Raw genomic sequence first — 19,299 nt, 5'->3', positions numbered from 1 at the left:
GTCCCTGTGGCGGTTCCCCCTTTTGCGTTACGTTGACTGATCCTCAGCTGAATCGAACTCGAATAAAAATTGATACACGTGTAGCAATATTTTTCAGTTTTCAGATTTAGGCTTCTTACCAATGTCTTCATAAAAAATGATACAGAAAAAGTTAATATACAAGCAGGCATTATGCCATGACGTGGAAAAGATGGAGGTTGAAAAATCGAGGCCGCTTGATGCGGTAGCGAAAATGCGTGCTCTGGCGGACGCTGTGTCTGCCGAATTCGTTGGGCGTGATGTGGAATCCCAGCTTGCCGTCACTGCTCTGGCGAGCAGCGCAAACCTTGTTTTCATAGGTGAACCCGGCGTGGCAAAGTCCTCGCTGATCAGGTCTCTGGCGTCAAAGATTGACGGCGGGCGCTTCTTCTACTACCTCATGACAAAATACACAACGCCTGACGAGCTGCTAGGCCCAATAGACCCAATAGCTTTCAAGAACGGCACGTTCAAAAGGATGCACGGTTCATGGATGCCGGACTCAAACATAGTCTTCCTTGACGAGCTGTTCAAAGCGTCTTCTGCAACGCTGAATGCGCTCCTGAACGCCATGAACGAGAGGATGATAGTCGATTTCGATGGATCTGTCATAGATATCCCCGCAATATCAATATTCTCGGCTTCAAATGAGATACCTCAGTCCTCAGACCTGCGCGCCCTGTACGATAGATTTGCCATAAAAGCCTTTGTCAACCCTATCAGCACCGACCTCATACCGAAGACGGTGAGGCTCAACGTGAACAAGGCCAGGGAGAAAAGGACGGTGGTATCCATCGATGACATTATGATGGCGAAAAAAGCCGTTCAGGACTATCTCAGACAGAATGCCGATTCGGTTGCGGACTCCATAGGCGAGGTCGTATCGCTCCTGAGGGGCGAGGGAATATCGGTATCAGATAGGATGGCTGTCGGGGTCGATGAAAACATCGGGTACTTTCCAGCGGTCGTCTCGGCATACTCTCTGATCTTCGACCAGACGCCACGCAAAGCGGCCATTATAATGGCGAGATACCTCGTTGATGATCCTTCGGCCATGGGCACGTTCGAGAAGGCCATTGAAACACTATATCCAAAGGAGCTCACCATAGCACAGGAGAAGATAGAAGAGGCGACCGCAGCCCTGGGAGCCGGCGAACTCAAAAAGGCCAAGGAGCTTGCGTACGAATCTATGAACATGTTGCAGGATCTGATCAAGAGCGGAAAGTTCGATCTTTACAGGAACGAGATAGAAATGATGGTGAAGAGGGAAGAGAGCATAATGGAAGCGATCAAGCAGACGCAGAGCATCATTGACAAGGCGGCGAAAAAATGAACAGGCATGTATTCATAGATGACTATACGAACCGCGTGGGGCTGATCAATGCCGAGAGGCTGTCGGATTATCTCGCGGAATATGGCCTCAAGACCGACAGGGAATTCCTATTTGACCTCTACAACATGTACCGCAGGCCGTGGCCGGATCTAAAGTTCAATCCGCTCTCCAACAAGAGCTGGAAACCTGTCCTGCAAAAGGAATATGACAGCGTTGAGTACAGAAAGAGCAACGAAAAGGTCGCATACCTCTCGAGGCTTGCCTACCTCTCCGCTCAGAACGCGCTCTACCATATATTTGAACTGAAGGACAGGGAGAAGAAGAGCGGAAACGGAGGACAGCAGGACGGATCTGGGAAAAACGGACCGCAGGACAGCCAGTCCGGAGGCCAGCCAGACGCCTCTACAGCCTCCAACGGCCTCACGGATGTGGACATAGGCAGCTTAGACCAGAATGCTGTCGCCAAGGCATTGGAGGAGGCAAACATGGAAAACCAGCAGATGGGGCGCCTGGTGGCAGGCTTTTCCCACATAGGCATACCGGCCTTCAAGTTTGAAGATATCGATGATGCAAGGCGCATGCTTTCCTCATCAATCATCCTGAACGTCCTCAAGATGCTGCAGTCCATTGACACGCAGGATATGGAGGACAGGCTTGAAGGGTATCATGGTCTTCCCATATCGATCAAGAAGATGGAGAGGTACGCTGATATCCTGGATCTGAACAGGATCGAGTACGCCTACCCTGACGAAATAGAGGATTACAGGATGGCAACGCTGAATGCGGTTGTAAACAGTAGAATGGCTTCGTCCTTGGACTATCATATCTACATAGACAAAAGCGGCAGTATGATGGGGGCCATAGACTCTCCAGTGGGGCAGATAGAAAAGATAGCCGGAGCTGCTGCTGTGGCCATAGCGTTTCTCCTCAGCGCCCAAAGGGGCGGTGGGAAGGTTGCGGTAAAGTTCTTCGATACCGAACTCTCGGAGGAGTATACCGATCCGGAAGATATACTGAGGGGCCTGCTCAGCATAAGAGCTTCCGGCGGAACGACCATAGACAGGGTCATGGAGGACATAGACAGTAAAGGAGATGGGCCTGTGTATGCGGTAATAACGGACGGCATAGACTCTGTAAGCGTTTTCCCGCGCAGGGACATACGCTTCATTTTCATAGATACGAAAAATGCGGAGCTGGAGAAGAGGTACAGGTGCAGCCATATCAAAAGGTTTGAAGAGGGAAACGTCCTGGTGGAGGTGTAAGAAATGGTGGATGAGACGGAAGACGGAAATGGAATGGGGGAAGAGGAAAAGGTGGACGAGGATGAAGACATCGATGCGGACATCGATGCGGAAGTAAAGGAACCCGATGTGGGTACTGCAGACCAGGACCCGCTCAAGGAATACTATATGGTTTCCCTGAGGATAAAAGGAGCCGGCATATCTGCATCCAGCGAAGAGGGGAGGCTGCTGGAACGGTACTTCCTCCTTCACAAGGATCAGAGGGTGGCCCTCGATGAGATGAGGGTGGATTTCTACCGCACGCTCAGGAGGGTGTCTTCATTCAAGATCGACGGCAAGCACTACGTCGTACATGAATCGGATCTGAAGGCCGTGCAGGACAAATTCATAGAGGTATCCAAGCGGTTTGGGGAATTCAGGAAGAACACCTTTGAAGACCTGATGAAGAACTGGGAGGCCTACGTGGAGCGCGACTATAGGAGAAACAAGATAATGATACCTAAGGATCAGGTGCTGAAGCTGCTTCCGTCGGACTCGGAGTTCATGGATCTTGAGATGCGGACAGTCCCCGTCCTGTCATGGCTCATGGGCGGCGATATGGGCGAGTTGATAGCAAAGATCGGCGCCAACTCCCCCGAGGCCAGATCCATCATGGAGATGCAGAAAAAGAAGATGATGGCGAACCTGAAGATGCAGTATGAGAAGCTGATCACCGACCTTCAGGGAAAAATAGAGAAGCTGAAAGACCTTGCAGTGAAGAAAGGCAAAAGGTACTACAAGACAAAGGAGAGCGTGGAGAGGGACAAAAAGACCGTGGAAGACCTATCGACCGTACTGGGTGAAAAGGAGGCGACGGAGATTAAGCTTAGATCCATGTTTGCTGCGCTGGGGGAGGACCTGAGCGAGGATGACGGCGATGAAAACGATGGTACTTGATGTCGGCTTCCCCCAGGCATCTGGAGCGGAATTCAGCCCTGATGGGCGATACCGCTACACCCTGTGGCGGATCTGGGATCCAAAGAAGCCGGTCGTCCTCTTTTTGCTATTGAACCCAAGCACCGCGGACGAATTCCGCTTGGATCCTACGCTGACCCGATGCAGGAACTATGCAAAGAAATGGGGCTACGGTGGCATGCTCGTCGGCAACATCTTCGCGCTACGGAGCACCGATCCGAGAGATCTGTACCGCGCCGAAGATCCAGTTGGGCCGGAGAATGACAGAAAAATACTGGAAATGATCGGGAAAGCCGAAACCACCGTTGTGGGCTGGGGTTCTCATGGAAAATTAATGGGCAGGGGGGAGGCCGTCCTCAGGATGGTCCCGCACCCTTTTGCCCTTGGGCTGAATTCGGACGGCACCCCGAAGCACCCGCTGTACCTGCCCGGCAGTGCTGTCCCGAAAGAGATCGGCGCCTCAGCTGAGCATGCCTGAGACGTCGGTGAAGGTCTTCGCATCGGCTGTTTGTGCGACCTGCTCTATGAAGGCCGAGAACGTCCCAATCTTCTTTTTTTCAGATGCGCCGTATGTGTACTTTGGGATAGAATAGATGCCAAAATCGACCACGAGCGGGTCGTTCCCAGAATTGATGGACAGCAGGGCTGCGTTGGCGTTGCTCTTCTTGAATGCATTTACGACCGCTTTAAGGTCCCCTGCCTTCACAAAGGCTATGTTGTGCTTCAGGTCGCTGAGAGAGCCCGCTTTTTCCCTGAGCCCCATGCTTGCCTGGAGCAGATGGAGGTGGTATTCATCGTTGAAGTTCAGGGTCAGGGCGCCTCCCGCACTATTGTACGGCAGCATTATTATGGCGTCCTTTGTCTGTTCCACCTCGATCATGGTCTCAGAGGGCATGTATCTGATCGCGTCCGAGATCCTGTCCATGTCCAGCGAACCCAGCGGGACGACCTGGTCCTGCATGCCCCTGATGAGCGATTCTTCCTGAGCTATCTTCTCGATGATCGACGACAGATCGATCTTCGATGTGCGGTCTATGCCGTCCTTTGCCTCTCTTTTCCCGTCTATCCAGACTACGCGCTGCTCAGGATTGGGTATATCAAACTTCATGAGGTATGCTATGCCGCCCTTCTCGCTGTTCATCATGCCGTTCCGGCCGAAGAATATGGTAGAATCCTTTCCGAACAGGGCGAAGTTCATGTCGCCCATATCCTTCATGATGGAGGACGCCTCTTCAGGTATGGTCTTCTCCATGGATTCATCCTCAATAGGGAGCCATTTCTTTATGTCCTCGTACATGTAGGAAATGAATGGGGCGTAGAGCTTTTCGTTGCCCATCTTCCCCACGTAGGCCACGTGAACGCGCTCATAGGGATACGACTCTCTAAGCATCTGAGCCACACGCTCCGCCCTGGCCCTGGACATGCCGCCAGTGGCGAGGGGGTATCTGACGTTTGTCCCGTCGCTCCTCTTCTTAGTCCTGAATTCAACCATTCAATCACCTCCCATAATACTGCTCGTACACATCGGAATCGTCCTCACTAGCGCCCGCTGAATAGAGCTTCCTTATGACGTCTGGCGTGAAAGCCCCCGTGGACTGAGCCGCAGACCTTAGCTCGGTCAGGAGCGCCTCGTAATCGTCCGGCTTCGGCGAAGACGGGCCAGGGGTATTGCCTATCTTCCGGACAAGGCCGTAGAACAGGTCCTCAGGCCTCTGGTCTTCAGACGGAAGCCTCGCCAGCCTCTGCACCAGCCTTGTGGCGTTGTCCGGAGTGCTGACGTCCAGATAGAAATTGCCAGTGCTGATCTTCTGGGCCTCCCTGATGAACCGGTCTAGGCGCCTCTTCGCCTCGTCAGGGCTGCCGGACAGCTTGTCCCTGAGGGCGCTGATGTTAGAATAGACCTGGTCTGCAAGCTCAGAGTCGCTGCCTGAACCGTGCTCGGTGGACGCCTTGATATAAACCCTCTGCGGTTCAGACTGCTGCTGGGGAGGCTGGGGCCTAGTCGTCGAAGACGATGACATGGGGCGTTCAGTCATGCTGGACACGGCTGAACTGGGCTGCGTCCTGCCTGATGCTGTTGGAGCTGGGGGAGCCACACCGTGTATGACTCCCCCCATCAGTTTGGGCGGGACCCCTCGCCGTACAGGATGGAATGGTCTATGTAATTGATCCCGGGCACGTTCTTGAGTATGTCGGGTATGGATTTTTCAGAATTTCCGGTTCCTCCGCGCTCCTGATCCGACCCATGCGGCTGGCCGGAGTCGTTCCTCGTGGCGCTGTCCACCACCGACTTGAGGGATTCGTTCAGCTCCGCGAGTACGCTCTGTATGTACTCTGCACCGTACTTCGCTGGGTCGGTGTATTTGACCGGGCTTGCGAGGTTGGTCCATTCAGCCTGCAAGGCGCTGTTGTTCTGAACCGCATTGAGCACATCCGCAGGTGATGAGGCGTTGGCCATGAGCTGCCTGTTGCGGTTCATCATGACGTTGAGCAGCGCATCGCCGAAGTTCTTGATCGCGAAGGCGCTGGTCATCGGAAGCCTTGCCCCGTTGTTAGAAGACCTAGCACGGTTCACGTATTTTGTGCTGTACAGGAACTTGTCGGCGAAGTTCTTGAACTCCTCATAGGTGGTCGGAAAATCTATGCCCATACGCTTCAGGCTGTTCGCCAGCCCGAGGACGTTCACCCCCGCCTTGGACAGGTTGTCTAAAGCGCTCTTGTAGTCCTCCGGATCGCCAGATGCAATGGCGCTGTAGGCTTTGCTGAAAGGCACGCCCGTAAGATCGGAGACCATGGACAGCTTGGCTATGAACTCGTTGAGCGCGTCCCGATCCGGCTTCTCTCCTGGGGCGATGTAGCCGTATTCTCTGAGAACGCTCATGAGCTCCCTGTCGTCTGCCGCCTGATCAGGCGGGGGTATGAGCAGAGCAGCTTTCTGAGTCCTGCCGTACGTATCGGTGGTCACCACCACGTTGGGGTTCAGCGGATCTGACAGATCGAAGTAGTTGACGCCTATCCCTGATATGATGGGCATGTATCTGTCCGCCGGTATGTAGGAGCCGTCTCTCCTCCTGTCGTTGTTGTTCGTGTCGAAATCTATCATATCCTTGAACGTGTCCTCGGTGATCTCCTGGAAGGCTATGTTCTTCGACTGCTCATCCTTGACCCTGCTCATGACGGATCTGTATGCGTCGCTGTTATTCTTCAGCGTCAGGATCATATCATTGTACGCGGGCATTCCCCTTGACGCCAGCTTTAGGAACGTGTCATGATAGACCCATTTGAGCTTGTTCATGTTCTGCAGTATCTTCGGCACCTTCTTTTCGCCCACTGTGTCATAAGCGAGGAGTTCTTCCTTGAGAACGCGGACAAGGTCCGGCATGGGAAGCGTCTCTATTGGAACGAGAATGGAGGTGCCCTCAGGCCTGTAGAGCAGGACGGCGTGTTTGCTGATCGGGCTGGCGTCCTTCATCCTGCCGCCGTCTTCCTCCTCGGTCTCAGCCATGGATACGTATATGTGCGATGATATGGGAAGGACGTCCAGCTTTGTGTTCTGCGGGTTGTTGGCGTCCATGGGGTTCAGCGGTGATATGCTTTTGTTGATGAAGAGGCCTGAATCGGTGAGGAAGCCGTAGCGGAGGTTGAAGAGCGGCGGTGGGTCCCTGGAATCCCAACCAAGCCCGAGCGCCTCCGGGACCTTGAGCTGGAAGTACTTGAGCAGGTTGTTCATGAAGTTCGGCGTCCTGTGGCTGAGCCTGTTGTAGGCCTCGGTCAGGGCCGTTATTGGCAGAGACTGGAGCCATGACGCCTGGATTATCTTGAAGTACTTGTGCAGCTCCGCCATGTTGTCCGTAATGTTCTCAAGGGCGTTGTTCTCCATCAGTATGTTGAAATTCCTTGTGATCCGCTCATATGACGGAGAGCCGACATCAAATTCCCTGTTGAAAAGTTCCACCTCTACACTGGTCCTACGTGAGGGGATGTCGGTTATGGGTATCCTGCGGACTTTTCCGCTTTTTTTATCCCTTTCCGAGAACCATCTGCGAATTCCCATACCAACAAAAACCACAGCACTTTTTAAAGTTAGCGTTTTGATGGAAATCTGACGTAAGCTGCCCCTCGTTGAAGGCCGAAGCGTTCCCTTTCCCTAGATGTTACAATTATTCCAGCTTCGCCCCGCAGTGCTTGCAGAATAACGCATCCGAATCGTTTTCAGTGTGGCAATATGGGCAGATCTTCGTCTTCCCGCGGTAGTGCATCATCATGCGCTGCACTTCCGGATAGGTCCATGCGACCTCAACATGCACGCAGTCAAACGAGTTGTCCTGCTCGCACCACAATCGAAAATCTCCGTGCCCATTCCGCTTTACATATACATTGAAGATCCTCGGTCTCCCTCCGCCCTGCGGGATCTCCTCAATTGTCACATGATCGTCCATGACGTTCACATGGAATAGAAGGCGGAGGTCAGCGACCCGCTTTGTAGCCTCTTCAGTTATTTCTATCTTCTGGATATCCTGCTTTGCAGGTTCATGCTTCTCAGCATCTGGATTCTCTGCGATCTCCTGGGCTTTCTTGAGCTGTTCTGCAACTGCTCTACCTTTAGGGGTGAGGGAAAAAGAATAGTATCGGTGGCCGGCGAATTTACGTTTAATCTCTATCAGACCGGCTTCTTCCATGAGCTTGCTGAGCTTTTCTATGGTCATATTACTAGGTATTATGTCCAGCAATTCATACTGCTTTGCATTTGATCTATCAAGCAAAAACAGGAGCATGGAAGTTGCGTATTTCTGACTTAGAACATCTAATATATCCATTTATGTAGAATGTAATGCTCACTTGCATTTTAACTCTACATTGTTTCTTATTTTACATTAATGTAAAAATGAGAAAATTTAAATATTTCTTTACTTTACACTAATGTATAGTGGTTGGTATGATAAAAACAACCAAAGTTTACCTAGACAGAAAGACCGGTGGTCTAAGGATCTACATACCCAGAGATATGGCAATGCTTCTCAAGTGGAATGACCATGAGAACATTGTTCTGATGCAGAAAGGGTCTCAGATGACAGTTATTAAGGATTCTATCACAGAACGCCAACAAAAGATGATGAGGTAAGCCAATGAGCTTCTTCGACGGTGATGGGATGCTCATCCTTCCGGAGGGCATCAGAAAGGAGTTTGACTCCATGAGGAAAAATCAAAAGCGGGGGAAGCCGTGCAATGAAAACAGGTCATTTTGATTTCCTGGACGCAGAATCGTGCTCCTCGATGAGCAGTTTTATGACCTCGCCCAATGAATCGACCTTTAGCTCGAACTTCAACTCACGCAGTCTGTCATACAGATCCTTTGTCACAGAGATCTGCGGATACTTCTTTGAGGGGCTGCCCCGTATTCCCGGCATGCGTGTAAATATGAGTATATCGAATATAAAGAAATTCCCCATATTATCGATTATATCGAAAAACTTATTAGCAGGAGAGGTGTATCGATAATGACGATAAAGATGCCCTCAAAGAAATACCCTCAGGTTTCCGTCTCGCGGGAGACCTATGCCGCACTCCAGAGGTTCAGGTTTGAGGTGCAGGCCAGGAGCCTGAACGAAGCCATAAGCACGCTCATTGAGGAGCACAGGGCCAGGAACCCGGACAGGAAGGGGGTGGAGTGATGGAATATAGATACGTCTACAGCGAATTAGATCTTAATACAGGCCGCGTGACCGAGTACTGGAAGGATCGAGACGGGCACATCATAAGGGTGGTGCATTGATGGACATGGAGGCATTCGAGGATTGGCTGTACGAGAACTTCAAGCCGAAGACCATAGCGAACACCATGCGATCCCTTCGCTATCTGGAGAGGAACGGGATTAAGCTCGAGGACAGGGACTCGTTCAGGGCATGGATACGCGAGAGCAGGAAAAGGGGCGTTCTAGACCGCACCATAAACACGTACATCAAGGCCTACAACCGCGTTCTAGTCTACATGAACCAGCCTAAGATAAAGTTCTTCAGAGAGCAGCACACCCTCAACAGACCTATCGCGTCCAGGGACGATTATTCCGTTCTCATTGAAGCCGCGAAAACGTTCGGGTATACAAAGCAGAGGAAGGTGCTCATCATAGAGCTGCTCTTCAAAACCGGCGCAAGGCTCGCAGAGCTCTCGTCGCTAACTGTAGACGACATACACGGCGACGTCATAGACGTCATAGGGAAGGGGCAGAAGGCAGCGAAGCTTTACCTGATGCCGTCCGTATCCAGGGCTCTAAGCGACTACCTGAAGGTCAGGGTGTCCAACGGTACGAACAGGCTCTTCACAAATCAGATGGGGGAGCCGATGACATACAACGGGATAAGACAGGAGATCCATCAGATAGCAGAGAAGGCGGGCATCGATTTCTCTGCGCACCGCGCTAGACGGTTCTTCGCTAGATACCTATATACGCATGGGATCGACTTGGAAAGGATACGAATCCTGATGAGACATGCGAAGTTTGAGACGACCAAAGAGTACATTCAGGAATCTGTGGAAGACGCAATTTCCTCGGTTCGCAGGATAGACCTTGACTTTGGACCCACCGAAAAGATTGCGAACCCGAAGGATCATAAGCGCCCCGGACGGGATTTGAACCCATGTCACAGGCTCGACAGGCCTGTATGATAGGCCACTACACTACCGGGGCATTCTGAAAGAGGTAAGACCTAATTGAGACCTTTTACTTAAATATTTTTTAACAGGCCATTTTCCATGGCCCCCTCTTAGCTGACCGTTTAGCTGCATCTATGCATTTCCTAAATCGCTCATGCATAACCAAAGATTATCAACCGAATGAAAATATCTAGGTGTCATTTATTATTCTCAAAAAGGAGAAATTCCCTATGCAGCACAATTATAAGAATGCTGATAGATTCCGGATTCAGGCGAAGCGGATCCACTGAGAGGAGGTCTCATACTCATGACAATCTCTATCGGTTCGTTCCTGACACCTTTTCGATCCAGCGCCATCGTATTTTGCCATTCCGAAGCTCAGATATTGCGAGAAAGAGCAAAAATGCTCCGACCTTTAGGATGAGATGAATCGCGAGAAATATATATGTTTTGATGGGAAGATGAGAGATATGGAAAGTCCTGAGGATAAGCCCTTCATAGAAGCCGAGCAGGATACTTCCATACTAAAGCCAGTCAGGTACTGGTTATGAACGCCTCTGCAATCTGCCTCAAGTATTGCGGGTGAAAGCGTATACAGATTGCATGCAGACAGGGATGCATGCAAGCATGGGCTCCATTGATCCAAGATTCTCCGACATAGTAACCGGCTTCTTAGGAAAGATGCGGTCCCTCGGACAGCTTTTCGTCATAATTATTGCATCAATCATACTGCGACATACATTTCGAAGGCGCCTATATCTGGCATACTTTACGGTGCGCTTGTCTCGATAGATCCAGCCTATGCTGTGGACTTCGTGCATGGATTCAGGATCGTTACGATCATCTGGAGAATCCTTAGCCTTGTTGGTCCCTACGAGTAGATACTGAAGATCAGGGAAGAATGAACCCAGCTATAGCGCAATCATGCAAAATTTATTAAATGATAGGCAATACCCGAGGAAAAGGTTGAAATGAAGCGATACTTGATAACCGAGGACGGGGCCGTCATCGTTGGTTCTGGATACGGTTCTCCCGTCACCGGATATGGAGAGCTCGTTTTCACAACGTCAATGACAGGTTATCTTGAGAGCCTGACCGATCCATCCTACGTTGGACAGATACTGGTCTTTGCCTCTCCCACCATTTCAAACTATGAACTGCACAAAGGCGTCATGGAGAGCGAGAGGGTGAAGGTATCCGGGGTGATCACGAGAGATGCCCATATGGAGCTGCCGGCAGGCCCTCTCGGAGGGGATTTCGATCGCTTTCTGAGGGACGAGGGTATTCCTGCCATAGACGGTGTAGATACCAGGTTCATAGTCAGAAAGATAAGACAGGGAGGCGTTCTCAAGGCCTACATAACCGATGATCCGGAGGCAGTCAACGACTTCCCAGATCCTATGAACGAGAATCTTGTGACAAAGGCACTTGACAGCACGGGCATCAGGAATATTAAGGGTGGCAGTGAAGAACGCATACTTTTCATCGATTTAGGTTCTAAGAAGACGCTTCGCGATATGATGCTCAACTACTTCTCTCTCACCGTGGCGTCGCCGGATTCGGATCTTGATTCCATAGATCACTATGATGCGATCTTCGTCTCCAATGGACCTGGCGATCCGCAACACCCATCGCTGAAGCCAGTGGTAGAATTTATCAGGAAGAACCTGGGAAGAAAACCTGTATTCGGTATATGTTTCGGTCTGCAGATAATAGCGCTTGCCTATGGATCGAAGACGTACAAGATGAAGTTCGGCCACAGGGGATCAAACCATGCGGTGAGCGACGGCAGAAGGGTATTCATAACCACGCACAACCATGGATATGCAGTCGATCCAGACACGATAAGGGATTTCCACGTCACGGAAAGAGACGTTAATGATGGTACTGTAGAGATGATAGAGGACGAGATGATGATGGCCGTTCAGTATCATCCTGAGGCGTCGCCTGGACCCCATGACACAAGATGGTTCTTTTCAGAGATGAGGAGGAGAACAGATGCCGCGAAGAGATGACATCCACAGGATACTGGTGATAGGCTCCGGTCCGGTCGTGATCGGGCAGGCAGCCGAATTTGATTATTCAGGATCGCAGGCCTGCCTCTCTCTTCGCGAGGAGGGCTACTACGTTGTCCTGCTCAATTCAAATCCCGCAACGATACAGACAGATCACCGCATTGCTGACCGGGTTTACATTGAGCCCATAACGGTGGAAGCCGTAGAACGCATCATAGAGAAGGAGAATATAGACGCCATAGAACCGCATATGGGCGGTCAAACTGCGCTTAATCTTGCGGTGAAGCTTAAGAGGGCTGGCGTTTTGGACAGATACGGCATAAAGATCATTGGTACACCAGTTGAATCCATAGAGCTTGCGGAGGACAGGGAGAAGTTCTACGAATTCCTTCTGAAGCTGAATGAACCGCAACCTGCGCGGTATAAGATAAGGAGAGAGAATTTTGAGGATGATATCGCGGCAATTCCGGACAGACCGGTCATAGTCAGGACATCGTTTTCACTGGGAGGTACGGGTGGAAACATAGCACGTAACAGGGAGGCTCTGAGATCCATGGCTGAGAGTATCTTCAGATCCTTCGATGTTGATTACGTTGAGGTCAACGAATCTCTAGAGGGTATGAAGGAGATAGAGTACGAGGTCATACGCGATTCCTTTGGAAACTGTATAACGGTTTGCAACATGGAGAATATAGATCCAATGGGTGTCCACACAGGCGAGAGCATAGTGGTCACGCCCTCGCAGACGCTAAGCGACATCGAATATCAGATGCTGAGAGATTCTGCCATTCGCATAATATCAGGACTTGGTATACAGGGTGCATGCAATATACAGTTTGCGCTGTCTGAGGGAAAATACTACATAATTGAGGTCAATCCCAGAACATCCAGATCCTCAGCGCTGGCATCCAAGGCCACAGGATATCCGATAGCGCGAATAGCGGCAAAGATAGCAGCGGGCTATGGTCTTCACGAGATCGTGAATCCAATAACCAAGAATACCTATGCTGCCTTCGAGCCTTCGCTGGACTACGTAACCGTTAAGATTCCCAGATGGCCGTTCGATAAATTCTCGGTTGATCGCACCATAGGCGTGCAGATGAAATCCATCGGCGAGGTCATGGGTATAGGTCGCACATTTGAGGAGGCGCTGATGAAGGCCATGGCCAGCCTTGACAACTCCTTCGCAACCTCCATACGGCTGCGTCTGAAGGACGATGATCTGTGGGCCCTCATCGAGAAACCCAATGACAGGAGGATGCTCGCTGTGTTCGAGGGTCTCTTCAGGAACTTCGACATAAAGAAAATGTCACGCCTGTCAGGATATGACGAATATTTCATACACAAGATGAACAACATCGTGAGGCTTCTAAGAAACATAGATCTGGGTCACATACCTGAGAATCTGATGCAGCTGAAGAAGATTGGTATACCGGATGAGATAATCTCGAGCTTCTGCGGGATCCCGGCCGATGATATAACCCGCTACAGGATCGATAAAAACATAATGCCAGTCTACAAGAGGATAGACACATGCTCAGGAGAATTCGAGGTCATCGTCCCATATATGTATTCAACCTATGAGGATGAGGATGAAATTCCGGATCTGAAGAACTCTGTCATGATAATAGGATCCGGTCCAAACAGGATAGCTCAGGGACTCGAGTTTGACTACGGATCTGTGAAGGCAATACTTGCATTGCGCGATATGGGCTATAAGAGCATAATGCTGAATTCCAATCCAGAGACTGTTTCCACGGATTTCGATATCTCTGATGCGCTCTTCTTCGAGCCTGTCACGCCCGAATACATCGTTAACGTTATAGTTAAGACATCATGCTCCGGGCTGATAGTGCAGTTTTCAGGGCAGACGGGCCAGAATATAGCCAGAAGGATAGAGGATATACTTGGTAGATCCATCGTGCTGGGAACATCCACAGAAGACATTGAGCGGGTTGAAGACAGAACAGTATTTTCACGAACTTTGGAATCTCTTCAGATACTGCAACCGCCCTTTGCCATTGCTGAGAACGAGAACGACACTGTTAAGAAGGCTCTGACGCTCGGTCTGCCAATTATACTGCGTTCCAGCCATGTGATAGGTGGCAGATCCATGGAGATAATATACGACATGGATTATCTTGCAGAGAGGGCAAGGGAAATTTTCGCGGTCTCCAGGAACGTTCTTGTCAGCAAATATCTTGAAAATGCGACTGAGATGGATGTGGACTTCGTATCGGACGGATCATCGTACAGCATCTGCGGAGTGCTGGTGCACATAGAGGAGGCTGGAGTACATTCTGGAGATGCCACGATGATATACGGTCCAGACATGGTGAATAAGAGGGTAAGGGAAAGGATCGAAAGGATAGTGGAAAGCCTGGTTAAGGAGTTCAGGCTCATCGGTCTCTCAAATCTGCAGATAGCCGTAAGGGGTGAAGACGTTTACGTCATCGAGCTGAACGCAAGATCCAGCAGGTCGCTGCCCTTCATATCCAAGGCCACTGGCATGGACTGGGTTCGCCTTGCGGTCGAATGCATGATGGGCAGTCCGCTACGTCCAATGCGAATCGAAGCATCCAGCTATTTTGTCAAGGTATCTGTCTTTCCTTTCTCTAAATTCCAGGATATGGACGTTGTATTCGGTCCAGAGATGAAGTCAACGGGGGAGGCCATGTATCCTGGGAGAACGCTGCCTGAGGCCCTGAGAAAGAGCCTGCAGAAGGATGTGAGATCCGTCCTGATAACGGTCAGGGACGAGGATAAACCAAGGATCCTTGAAACAGCAAGGATCCTGCAGGAAAAGGGAATAACCATATACGCAACCGCAGGAACGTCCATATATCTCCGGGATCATGGCATCAAGGCGCAGACGCTGTACAGGATAAGGGACAGAAGGGAACCTAAGATCCTCGATCTACTTTCATCAGGTGCCATCGATATGGTGATAAATACCACGGAGATGAGCACAGGAGCGGTCAGAGATGGTTTTAGAATAAGACGGCTCTGTATAATGCGAGGCGTTCCCCTGATCATGAACGTTAATCTCGCAAGGGCTTATGCGGATTCTCTTGGAGATGTCAGGCTGGAATACAGGGAGATAAGCGAATATCTGCGGGTGGAAGCTTGAAGGATAACAGGAGTCCCGATGCTATAAGAGAAATGGTGGAGAGGATAAGGAGATCCGTTCCTGCACACAGGTTTGTCTTCACAGATCCATTCTGGATGCTCATCACCACGGTTCTCTCGCAGAGAACGAAGGACGAAACCACGGATGCAGCCGCCAGATCCCTTTTCGAAAGGTACAGGGACGTGGATAGCCTTGCTAATGCAGATCCAGAAGATGTTGGACGCATAATTGGGAAGGTTGGATTCTGGCGTGTGAAGAGCAAGAAGATAGTTGAGATAGCACGAATAATCAGGGATCGTTATGGTGGGAAGGTTCCGGAAAGTATCGATGATCTCACCTCGCTTCGAGGGGTAGGTCTCAAGACTGCCAAGGTGGTGCTGGCGGAAGGCTTTCATGTGCCATCAATTGCCGTGGACACGCATGTCTTCAGAATATCGCATAGGATAGGATGGTCTTCAGCCAGAACACCGGAGGAGACCTCTGTGGATCTGGAGAATCTGATACCAAAAGATATACAGATAGGTTTCAACCCGATGATGGTTGAGTTCGGGAAGGCGATATGCAGACCAATAAAGCCGCTGTGCGATCGCTGTCCCGTATCAGAATACTGCAAGTTCTATTCAGAACGTTCTGGCAAATAAAAAATGGTTAGGTCACTCGGCCACGGGGCCGAAAGCGACCAGATTCTTCAGATCCTCCGTGTTGTATCCGGTGCGAACTGCAAGGTAGTATATTCCAATGCTCAGTACTGCGAAGATCAGGTAATCGTATGGGTATCCTATGACGTCTGTGCCCAGTGATCCGTAATAGGATACGATTCCAAGGATTATGTTGTAAACGATGACCCATACCGACGAGACGATCTCCACCGATCTCGATCGAACATATGCGTACAGGAACGTGGCTGAAGGTACCGCAGAAAGCATGGTCCAGTAATATACGAAGGGCAGCCTGCCGGTGTACCCGAAGTATCCTATGACCGCAATCAGGATCCAGTATACGGCGGATATCAAGATCGAGTTCATCATCGTCAGGTTGATCTTCTCCCTGAATTTGCTCAGGAGTATCAAAGGCAACCCGGCGTACACGATCAGTATTAAGAAATCCACTATGGAAAAGCCCGACCAGTAGACGAGCATGGATGCGACGGTGAAGGCCACCGGACTAAGTATTGATGCGAACGGAAGTTTGAAGGGCCTGTTGATGTCAGGTGCATTCTTCCTTATGACTGTGTTGGTTATGCCGGCAGATAGATATGCGTAGACCGTGAACGATGCATTGATCCCAACGATAAGATACCAGCTGGGAAACGGTGCGAGAAACAGCGTTGACAGTATCAGTGTAAATATCAGTCCAACCCATGGTGTTCTGAACTTTGGATGTATGGAACCGAAGAATTCTGGTATGACGTTTAGCCTTGCCATTCCGTAAAACGATCTGGCTGACGTGCCTTCGTAGACGCCAAGAGATGCGAATGGGGATATGAATGCGTCTATCAGAATGACCACTGCGAAGACTGAAAGTATGGCCACGCCGGAATAACGGGTTGCATAGTAGAACGGTCCTGATGCCCATGAGGATTTACTGAGTGCAGACCAGTCGCCAGGGCTTATGCCGATGATACCCCATTTTATTGATCCTATGAAGGCTATCTCCAGCGCAACGTATATACCTATGGTCGCAAGCATTGCGGCTATCAGACTTATTGGTACGTCTCTCTGCGGATTCTTAGCCTCGCCGGCATACTCTATTCCCTGTCTGAACCCCTCAAATGCATAAACAACGCCGCTGGGTATCAGCGCCGCAAATATGGCGGATGACCCGTAGGGCAGGAAGCCATGTGCGACATAGAAGTTCCTGGGATTGAAGGATAGAGACATTATGAGGGCTATGGTTATGATGGGTATTGCAAGCTTCCATGCAGTCATTATGGTGTTGATCCTGCCATAGACGTTGACGCCTATGAACTGAACGAAGAAGAAGAAGGCTATCAGCACTATCGATACAAGGATGCCAAGTGGGGTCAGAACACCGAGGCTGCTGTTGTAGAACTGAGGCATATATGTGGACGTGTAAGTCACAACGGATATAGCCTCAACGGTAACCGTAGACACCGCGCCTATGAGATAGGCCCATCCTATGAGAAAATTGGACATGGATCCGTGTGAATACTGGTTGAACCTCACGATGGAACCTGAATACGGAATCATGCCCGACAGTTCGGCATAGGTCAGCGCAATGATGAAGAAGAATAGCGCGGCGATCAGCCAGGTGAAGATTGATGCAGGCCCAACATAGTCCGCAGCATCAAGCGCAGCGAAGAGCCATCCGGATCCTATCATTCCGGTTATGGAAAGAAAGAAGAGATCCCAGACGCCCAAACTTCTTCTTAGTTTTCCATTTACGAAGTTCGTATCTTGATTCATCTTATCGTAATATCATGGCCATATATAAATTTTCGAATTGCTGATACGAATATCGTAATAAAGAATAAAGTGAGGTGCTGGAGGAGGTCGGTCATGGATGTACCATATGCAAACTAGAATCCGTTCACAAAGATTTTATATTATTATCGTCGATCTATCAGCAATGTTTGAGCATTCCTTTTTTTATAAATCCGTATATCTTCGGCTGGATGGGCGATGAAGTATGGGTGTCTTCGATATATTTGATAATGGATCAAGATCCACGATTTCCGGCGTATCGCTGGACAGGATTGCGGATATATACGGCACACCAGTGATCGTGTACTCGGCCAGGCGAATAAGGGATAACTTTACCAGACTAAAAAAGGCCTTTCCTGAGGCCAGTATATTTTATTCTGTGAAGGCAAATGACAATCCGAGGATAATCGAGCTTCTTGGAGGCATGGGCTCGGGGGCGGATACGGCGAGTCCATTCGAGATCTCAATGTCGATCTTTGCAGGAATAGATACGGGAAATATACTGTATTCCCCCAATAACGCTTCTCTGCGCGATCTTGAGTTTGCATACGACAGAGGCATCACGATAAATTTCAACAGCTTCACGCAGTATTCAAAGATGCGTGGAAAGATGGAAAGGATCTCCTTCAGGATAAATCCAGGGTTTGGCCTGGGTGAGTTCGGTGGCATCACAACCGGCGGATCGAATACCAAATTTGGGCTGGACCCTGATTCGGCCGTCCTGGCCTATGAGAAGGCCAGGGAAGACGGATCCTCAGAATTCGGAATACACATGATGATCGGATCGAACAACCGGAATCATCTGCAGCTTTACGAAGCCTATTCCAGCTTTTTTAAGGTTGCAGATAGGATATCAAAGGAGGCCGGAGTAAAATTTGAATTTGTCGATATAGGCGGGGGTCTTGGAATTCCATATTCAAGCGCTGATAAGGATCTGGATATAGCTTCACTTGGATCGATGACGACCGATGAATTTTCCAGGCACGGATTTGGCCACCTTGTGCTGGAGCCTGGAAGGTATATTGTGGGAGACGCCGGCATCATAATTGGTACGGTCAACGATGTTCACAATGGTTTTGTGGGTACAGATATTGGTATGAATATCAACATAAGGCCAGCACTGTACGGAGCGAGACATACGATCCTGCCGCTGTCTGAGAGGACTGAAGGCGAAGAGATGACCGTTACAGGTCAGATCTGCGAGAATACAGATCGCATAGGGCAAATAGCATACAGGGTCATGGAAGGCGACAGGTTGATGGTTCTGTGCGCGGGAGCATATGTTTATTCGATGAGCTCCAGATACAACGGCAGACCGAGGCCTGCAGAGGTCATGATCATGGAGGACGGTACTGATAGGTTGATACGGAGAAGAGAGGATTTTTCTGACTTTCTCTCCGCGGTTGTATGAGATCCTGTGGTGTCTCCGTGAGATGGAAATGAGGGCATTCAGAGAAAAACATATGAATGCAATAAAATGATTTCATAATATTTATATAGTCTCAAGATAATG

16 protein-coding genes, 1 tRNA gene and 1 pseudogene are annotated in these 19,299 nt (G+C 50.0%); 11 read left to right on the top strand and 7 right to left on the bottom strand.

Features of this window, described 5'->3' with window-relative positions:
- Positions 1-190 precede the first annotated feature (190 nt).
- The 4 genes from DMB44_RS04150 to DMB44_RS04135 are packed head-to-tail and all read left to right on the top strand — an operon-like array spanning position 191 to position 4,024.
- Complete coding sequence (locus DMB44_RS04150) at positions 191-1,351, top strand: AAA family ATPase (RefSeq protein ID WP_237265291.1); 1,161 nt, start codon at positions 191-193, stop codon at positions 1,349-1,351.
- Positions 1,348-2,613, top strand: a complete 1,266-nt coding sequence (locus DMB44_RS04145; RefSeq protein WP_110641108.1) for a hypothetical protein — start codon at positions 1,348-1,350, stop codon at positions 2,611-2,613. The genes DMB44_RS04150 and DMB44_RS04145 overlap by 4 nt, the downstream gene beginning before the upstream one ends.
- A 3-nt stretch (positions 2,614-2,616) precedes the next feature.
- Positions 2,617-3,528 (top strand): hypothetical protein, encoded by a 912-nt coding sequence (locus DMB44_RS04140; protein WP_153280134.1) that lies wholly within the window; start codon positions 2,617-2,619, stop codon positions 3,526-3,528.
- On the top strand, positions 3,500-4,024 hold the full coding sequence (locus DMB44_RS04135) for a DUF1643 domain-containing protein (protein WP_237265286.1): 525 nt from the start codon (positions 3,500-3,502) through the stop codon (positions 4,022-4,024). The genes DMB44_RS04140 and DMB44_RS04135 overlap by 29 nt, the downstream gene beginning before the upstream one ends.
- On the opposite strand, the gene DMB44_RS04130 is transcribed toward DMB44_RS04135, so the two are convergent.
- The 4 genes from DMB44_RS04130 to DMB44_RS04115 form a co-directional block, all read right to left on the bottom strand.
- Complete coding sequence (locus tag DMB44_RS04130; RefSeq protein WP_110641104.1) at positions 4,007-5,038, bottom strand: hypothetical protein; 1,032 nt, start codon at positions 5,036-5,038, stop codon at positions 4,007-4,009. The genes DMB44_RS04135 and DMB44_RS04130 overlap by 18 nt on opposite strands.
- Positions 5,039-5,042: 4 nt before the next feature.
- Positions 5,043-5,642 carry a hypothetical protein gene (locus DMB44_RS04125; RefSeq protein ID WP_153280133.1) on the bottom strand — a complete coding sequence of 200 codons (600 nt, stop codon included), beginning with the start codon at positions 5,640-5,642 and terminating at the stop codon, positions 5,043-5,045.
- Positions 5,643-5,662: 20 nt separating this feature from the next.
- On the bottom strand, positions 5,663-7,600 hold the full coding sequence (locus tag DMB44_RS04120) for a hypothetical protein (protein WP_153280132.1): 1,938 nt from the start codon (positions 7,598-7,600) through the stop codon (positions 5,663-5,665).
- A 106-nt stretch (positions 7,601-7,706) separates the two neighbouring features.
- Positions 7,707-8,363: a zinc-ribbon domain-containing protein gene (locus DMB44_RS04115; protein WP_110641098.1), complete on the bottom strand. Its 657-nt coding sequence runs from the start codon at positions 8,361-8,363 to the stop codon at positions 7,707-7,709.
- Between the two features lie 110 nt (positions 8,364-8,473).
- Between DMB44_RS04115 and DMB44_RS04110 the strand changes: the two genes are divergently transcribed.
- On the top strand, positions 8,474-8,668 hold the full coding sequence (locus DMB44_RS04110; protein ID WP_153280131.1) for a hypothetical protein: 195 nt from the start codon (positions 8,474-8,476) through the stop codon (positions 8,666-8,668).
- A gap of 115 nt (positions 8,669-8,783) precedes the next feature.
- Here DMB44_RS04110 and DMB44_RS04105 read toward each other — a convergent pair whose 3' ends face one another.
- Entirely contained in the window at positions 8,784-8,954 is a 171-nt protein-coding gene (locus DMB44_RS04105) for a hypothetical protein (protein WP_153280130.1), read from the bottom strand.
- 90 nt (positions 8,955-9,044) lie between these two features.
- On the opposite strand from DMB44_RS04105, the gene DMB44_RS09275 reads away from it, so the two are divergent.
- Positions 9,045-9,218 (top strand): hypothetical protein, encoded by a 174-nt coding sequence (locus DMB44_RS09275; RefSeq protein WP_153280129.1) that lies wholly within the window; start codon positions 9,045-9,047, stop codon positions 9,216-9,218.
- A 100-nt stretch (positions 9,219-9,318) separates the two neighbouring features.
- A pseudogene (locus DMB44_RS09770) lies at positions 9,319-10,014 on the top strand (tyrosine-type recombinase/integrase); the annotation flags it as partial.
- 144 nt (positions 10,015-10,158) lie between these two features.
- On the opposite strand, the gene DMB44_RS04095 reads toward DMB44_RS09770, so the two are convergent.
- Positions 10,159-10,231, bottom strand: a tRNA-Asp gene (locus DMB44_RS04095).
- Positions 10,232-11,168: 937 nt separating this feature from the next.
- On the opposite strand from DMB44_RS04095, the gene carA reads away from it, so the two are divergent.
- From carA to nth, 3 genes are read left to right on the top strand one after another with little or no spacing between them, the layout of a single operon-like run.
- Positions 11,169-12,212, top strand: coding sequence for a glutamine-hydrolyzing carbamoyl-phosphate synthase small subunit (gene carA, locus DMB44_RS04090; RefSeq protein WP_110641092.1), 1,044 nt, complete (start codon positions 11,169-11,171; stop codon positions 12,210-12,212).
- Entirely contained in the window at positions 12,196-15,342 is a 3,147-nt protein-coding gene (gene carB, locus DMB44_RS04085; protein WP_110641090.1) for a carbamoyl-phosphate synthase (glutamine-hydrolyzing) large subunit, read from the top strand. Before carA ends, carB begins: the two co-directional genes overlap by 17 nt.
- Complete coding sequence (gene nth, locus DMB44_RS04080; protein ID WP_110641088.1) at positions 15,339-15,983, top strand: endonuclease III; 645 nt, start codon at positions 15,339-15,341, stop codon at positions 15,981-15,983. Before carB ends, nth begins: the two co-directional genes overlap by 4 nt.
- Positions 15,984-15,995: 12 nt before the next feature.
- Here nth and DMB44_RS04075 read toward each other — a convergent pair whose 3' ends face one another.
- Positions 15,996-17,768: an APC family permease gene (locus DMB44_RS04075; protein WP_110641086.1), complete on the bottom strand. Its 1,773-nt coding sequence runs from the start codon at positions 17,766-17,768 to the stop codon at positions 15,996-15,998.
- Between the two features lie 223 nt (positions 17,769-17,991).
- Here DMB44_RS04075 and lysA point away from each other — a divergent pair, with 223 nt between their 5' ends.
- Positions 17,992-19,197, top strand: coding sequence for a diaminopimelate decarboxylase (lysA, locus tag DMB44_RS04070; protein WP_110641084.1), 1,206 nt, complete (start codon positions 17,992-17,994; stop codon positions 19,195-19,197).
- Positions 19,198-19,299 lie beyond the last annotated feature (102 nt).

This window comes from Thermoplasma sp. Kam2015 (assembly GCF_003205235.1).
In the GTDB taxonomy this organism is placed as follows: Archaea; Thermoplasmatota; Thermoplasmata; order Thermoplasmatales; family Thermoplasmataceae; genus Thermoplasma.
Note: the sequence above shows the minus strand (reverse complement) of the source record. Positions and strands in the feature narration are given on the sequence as shown.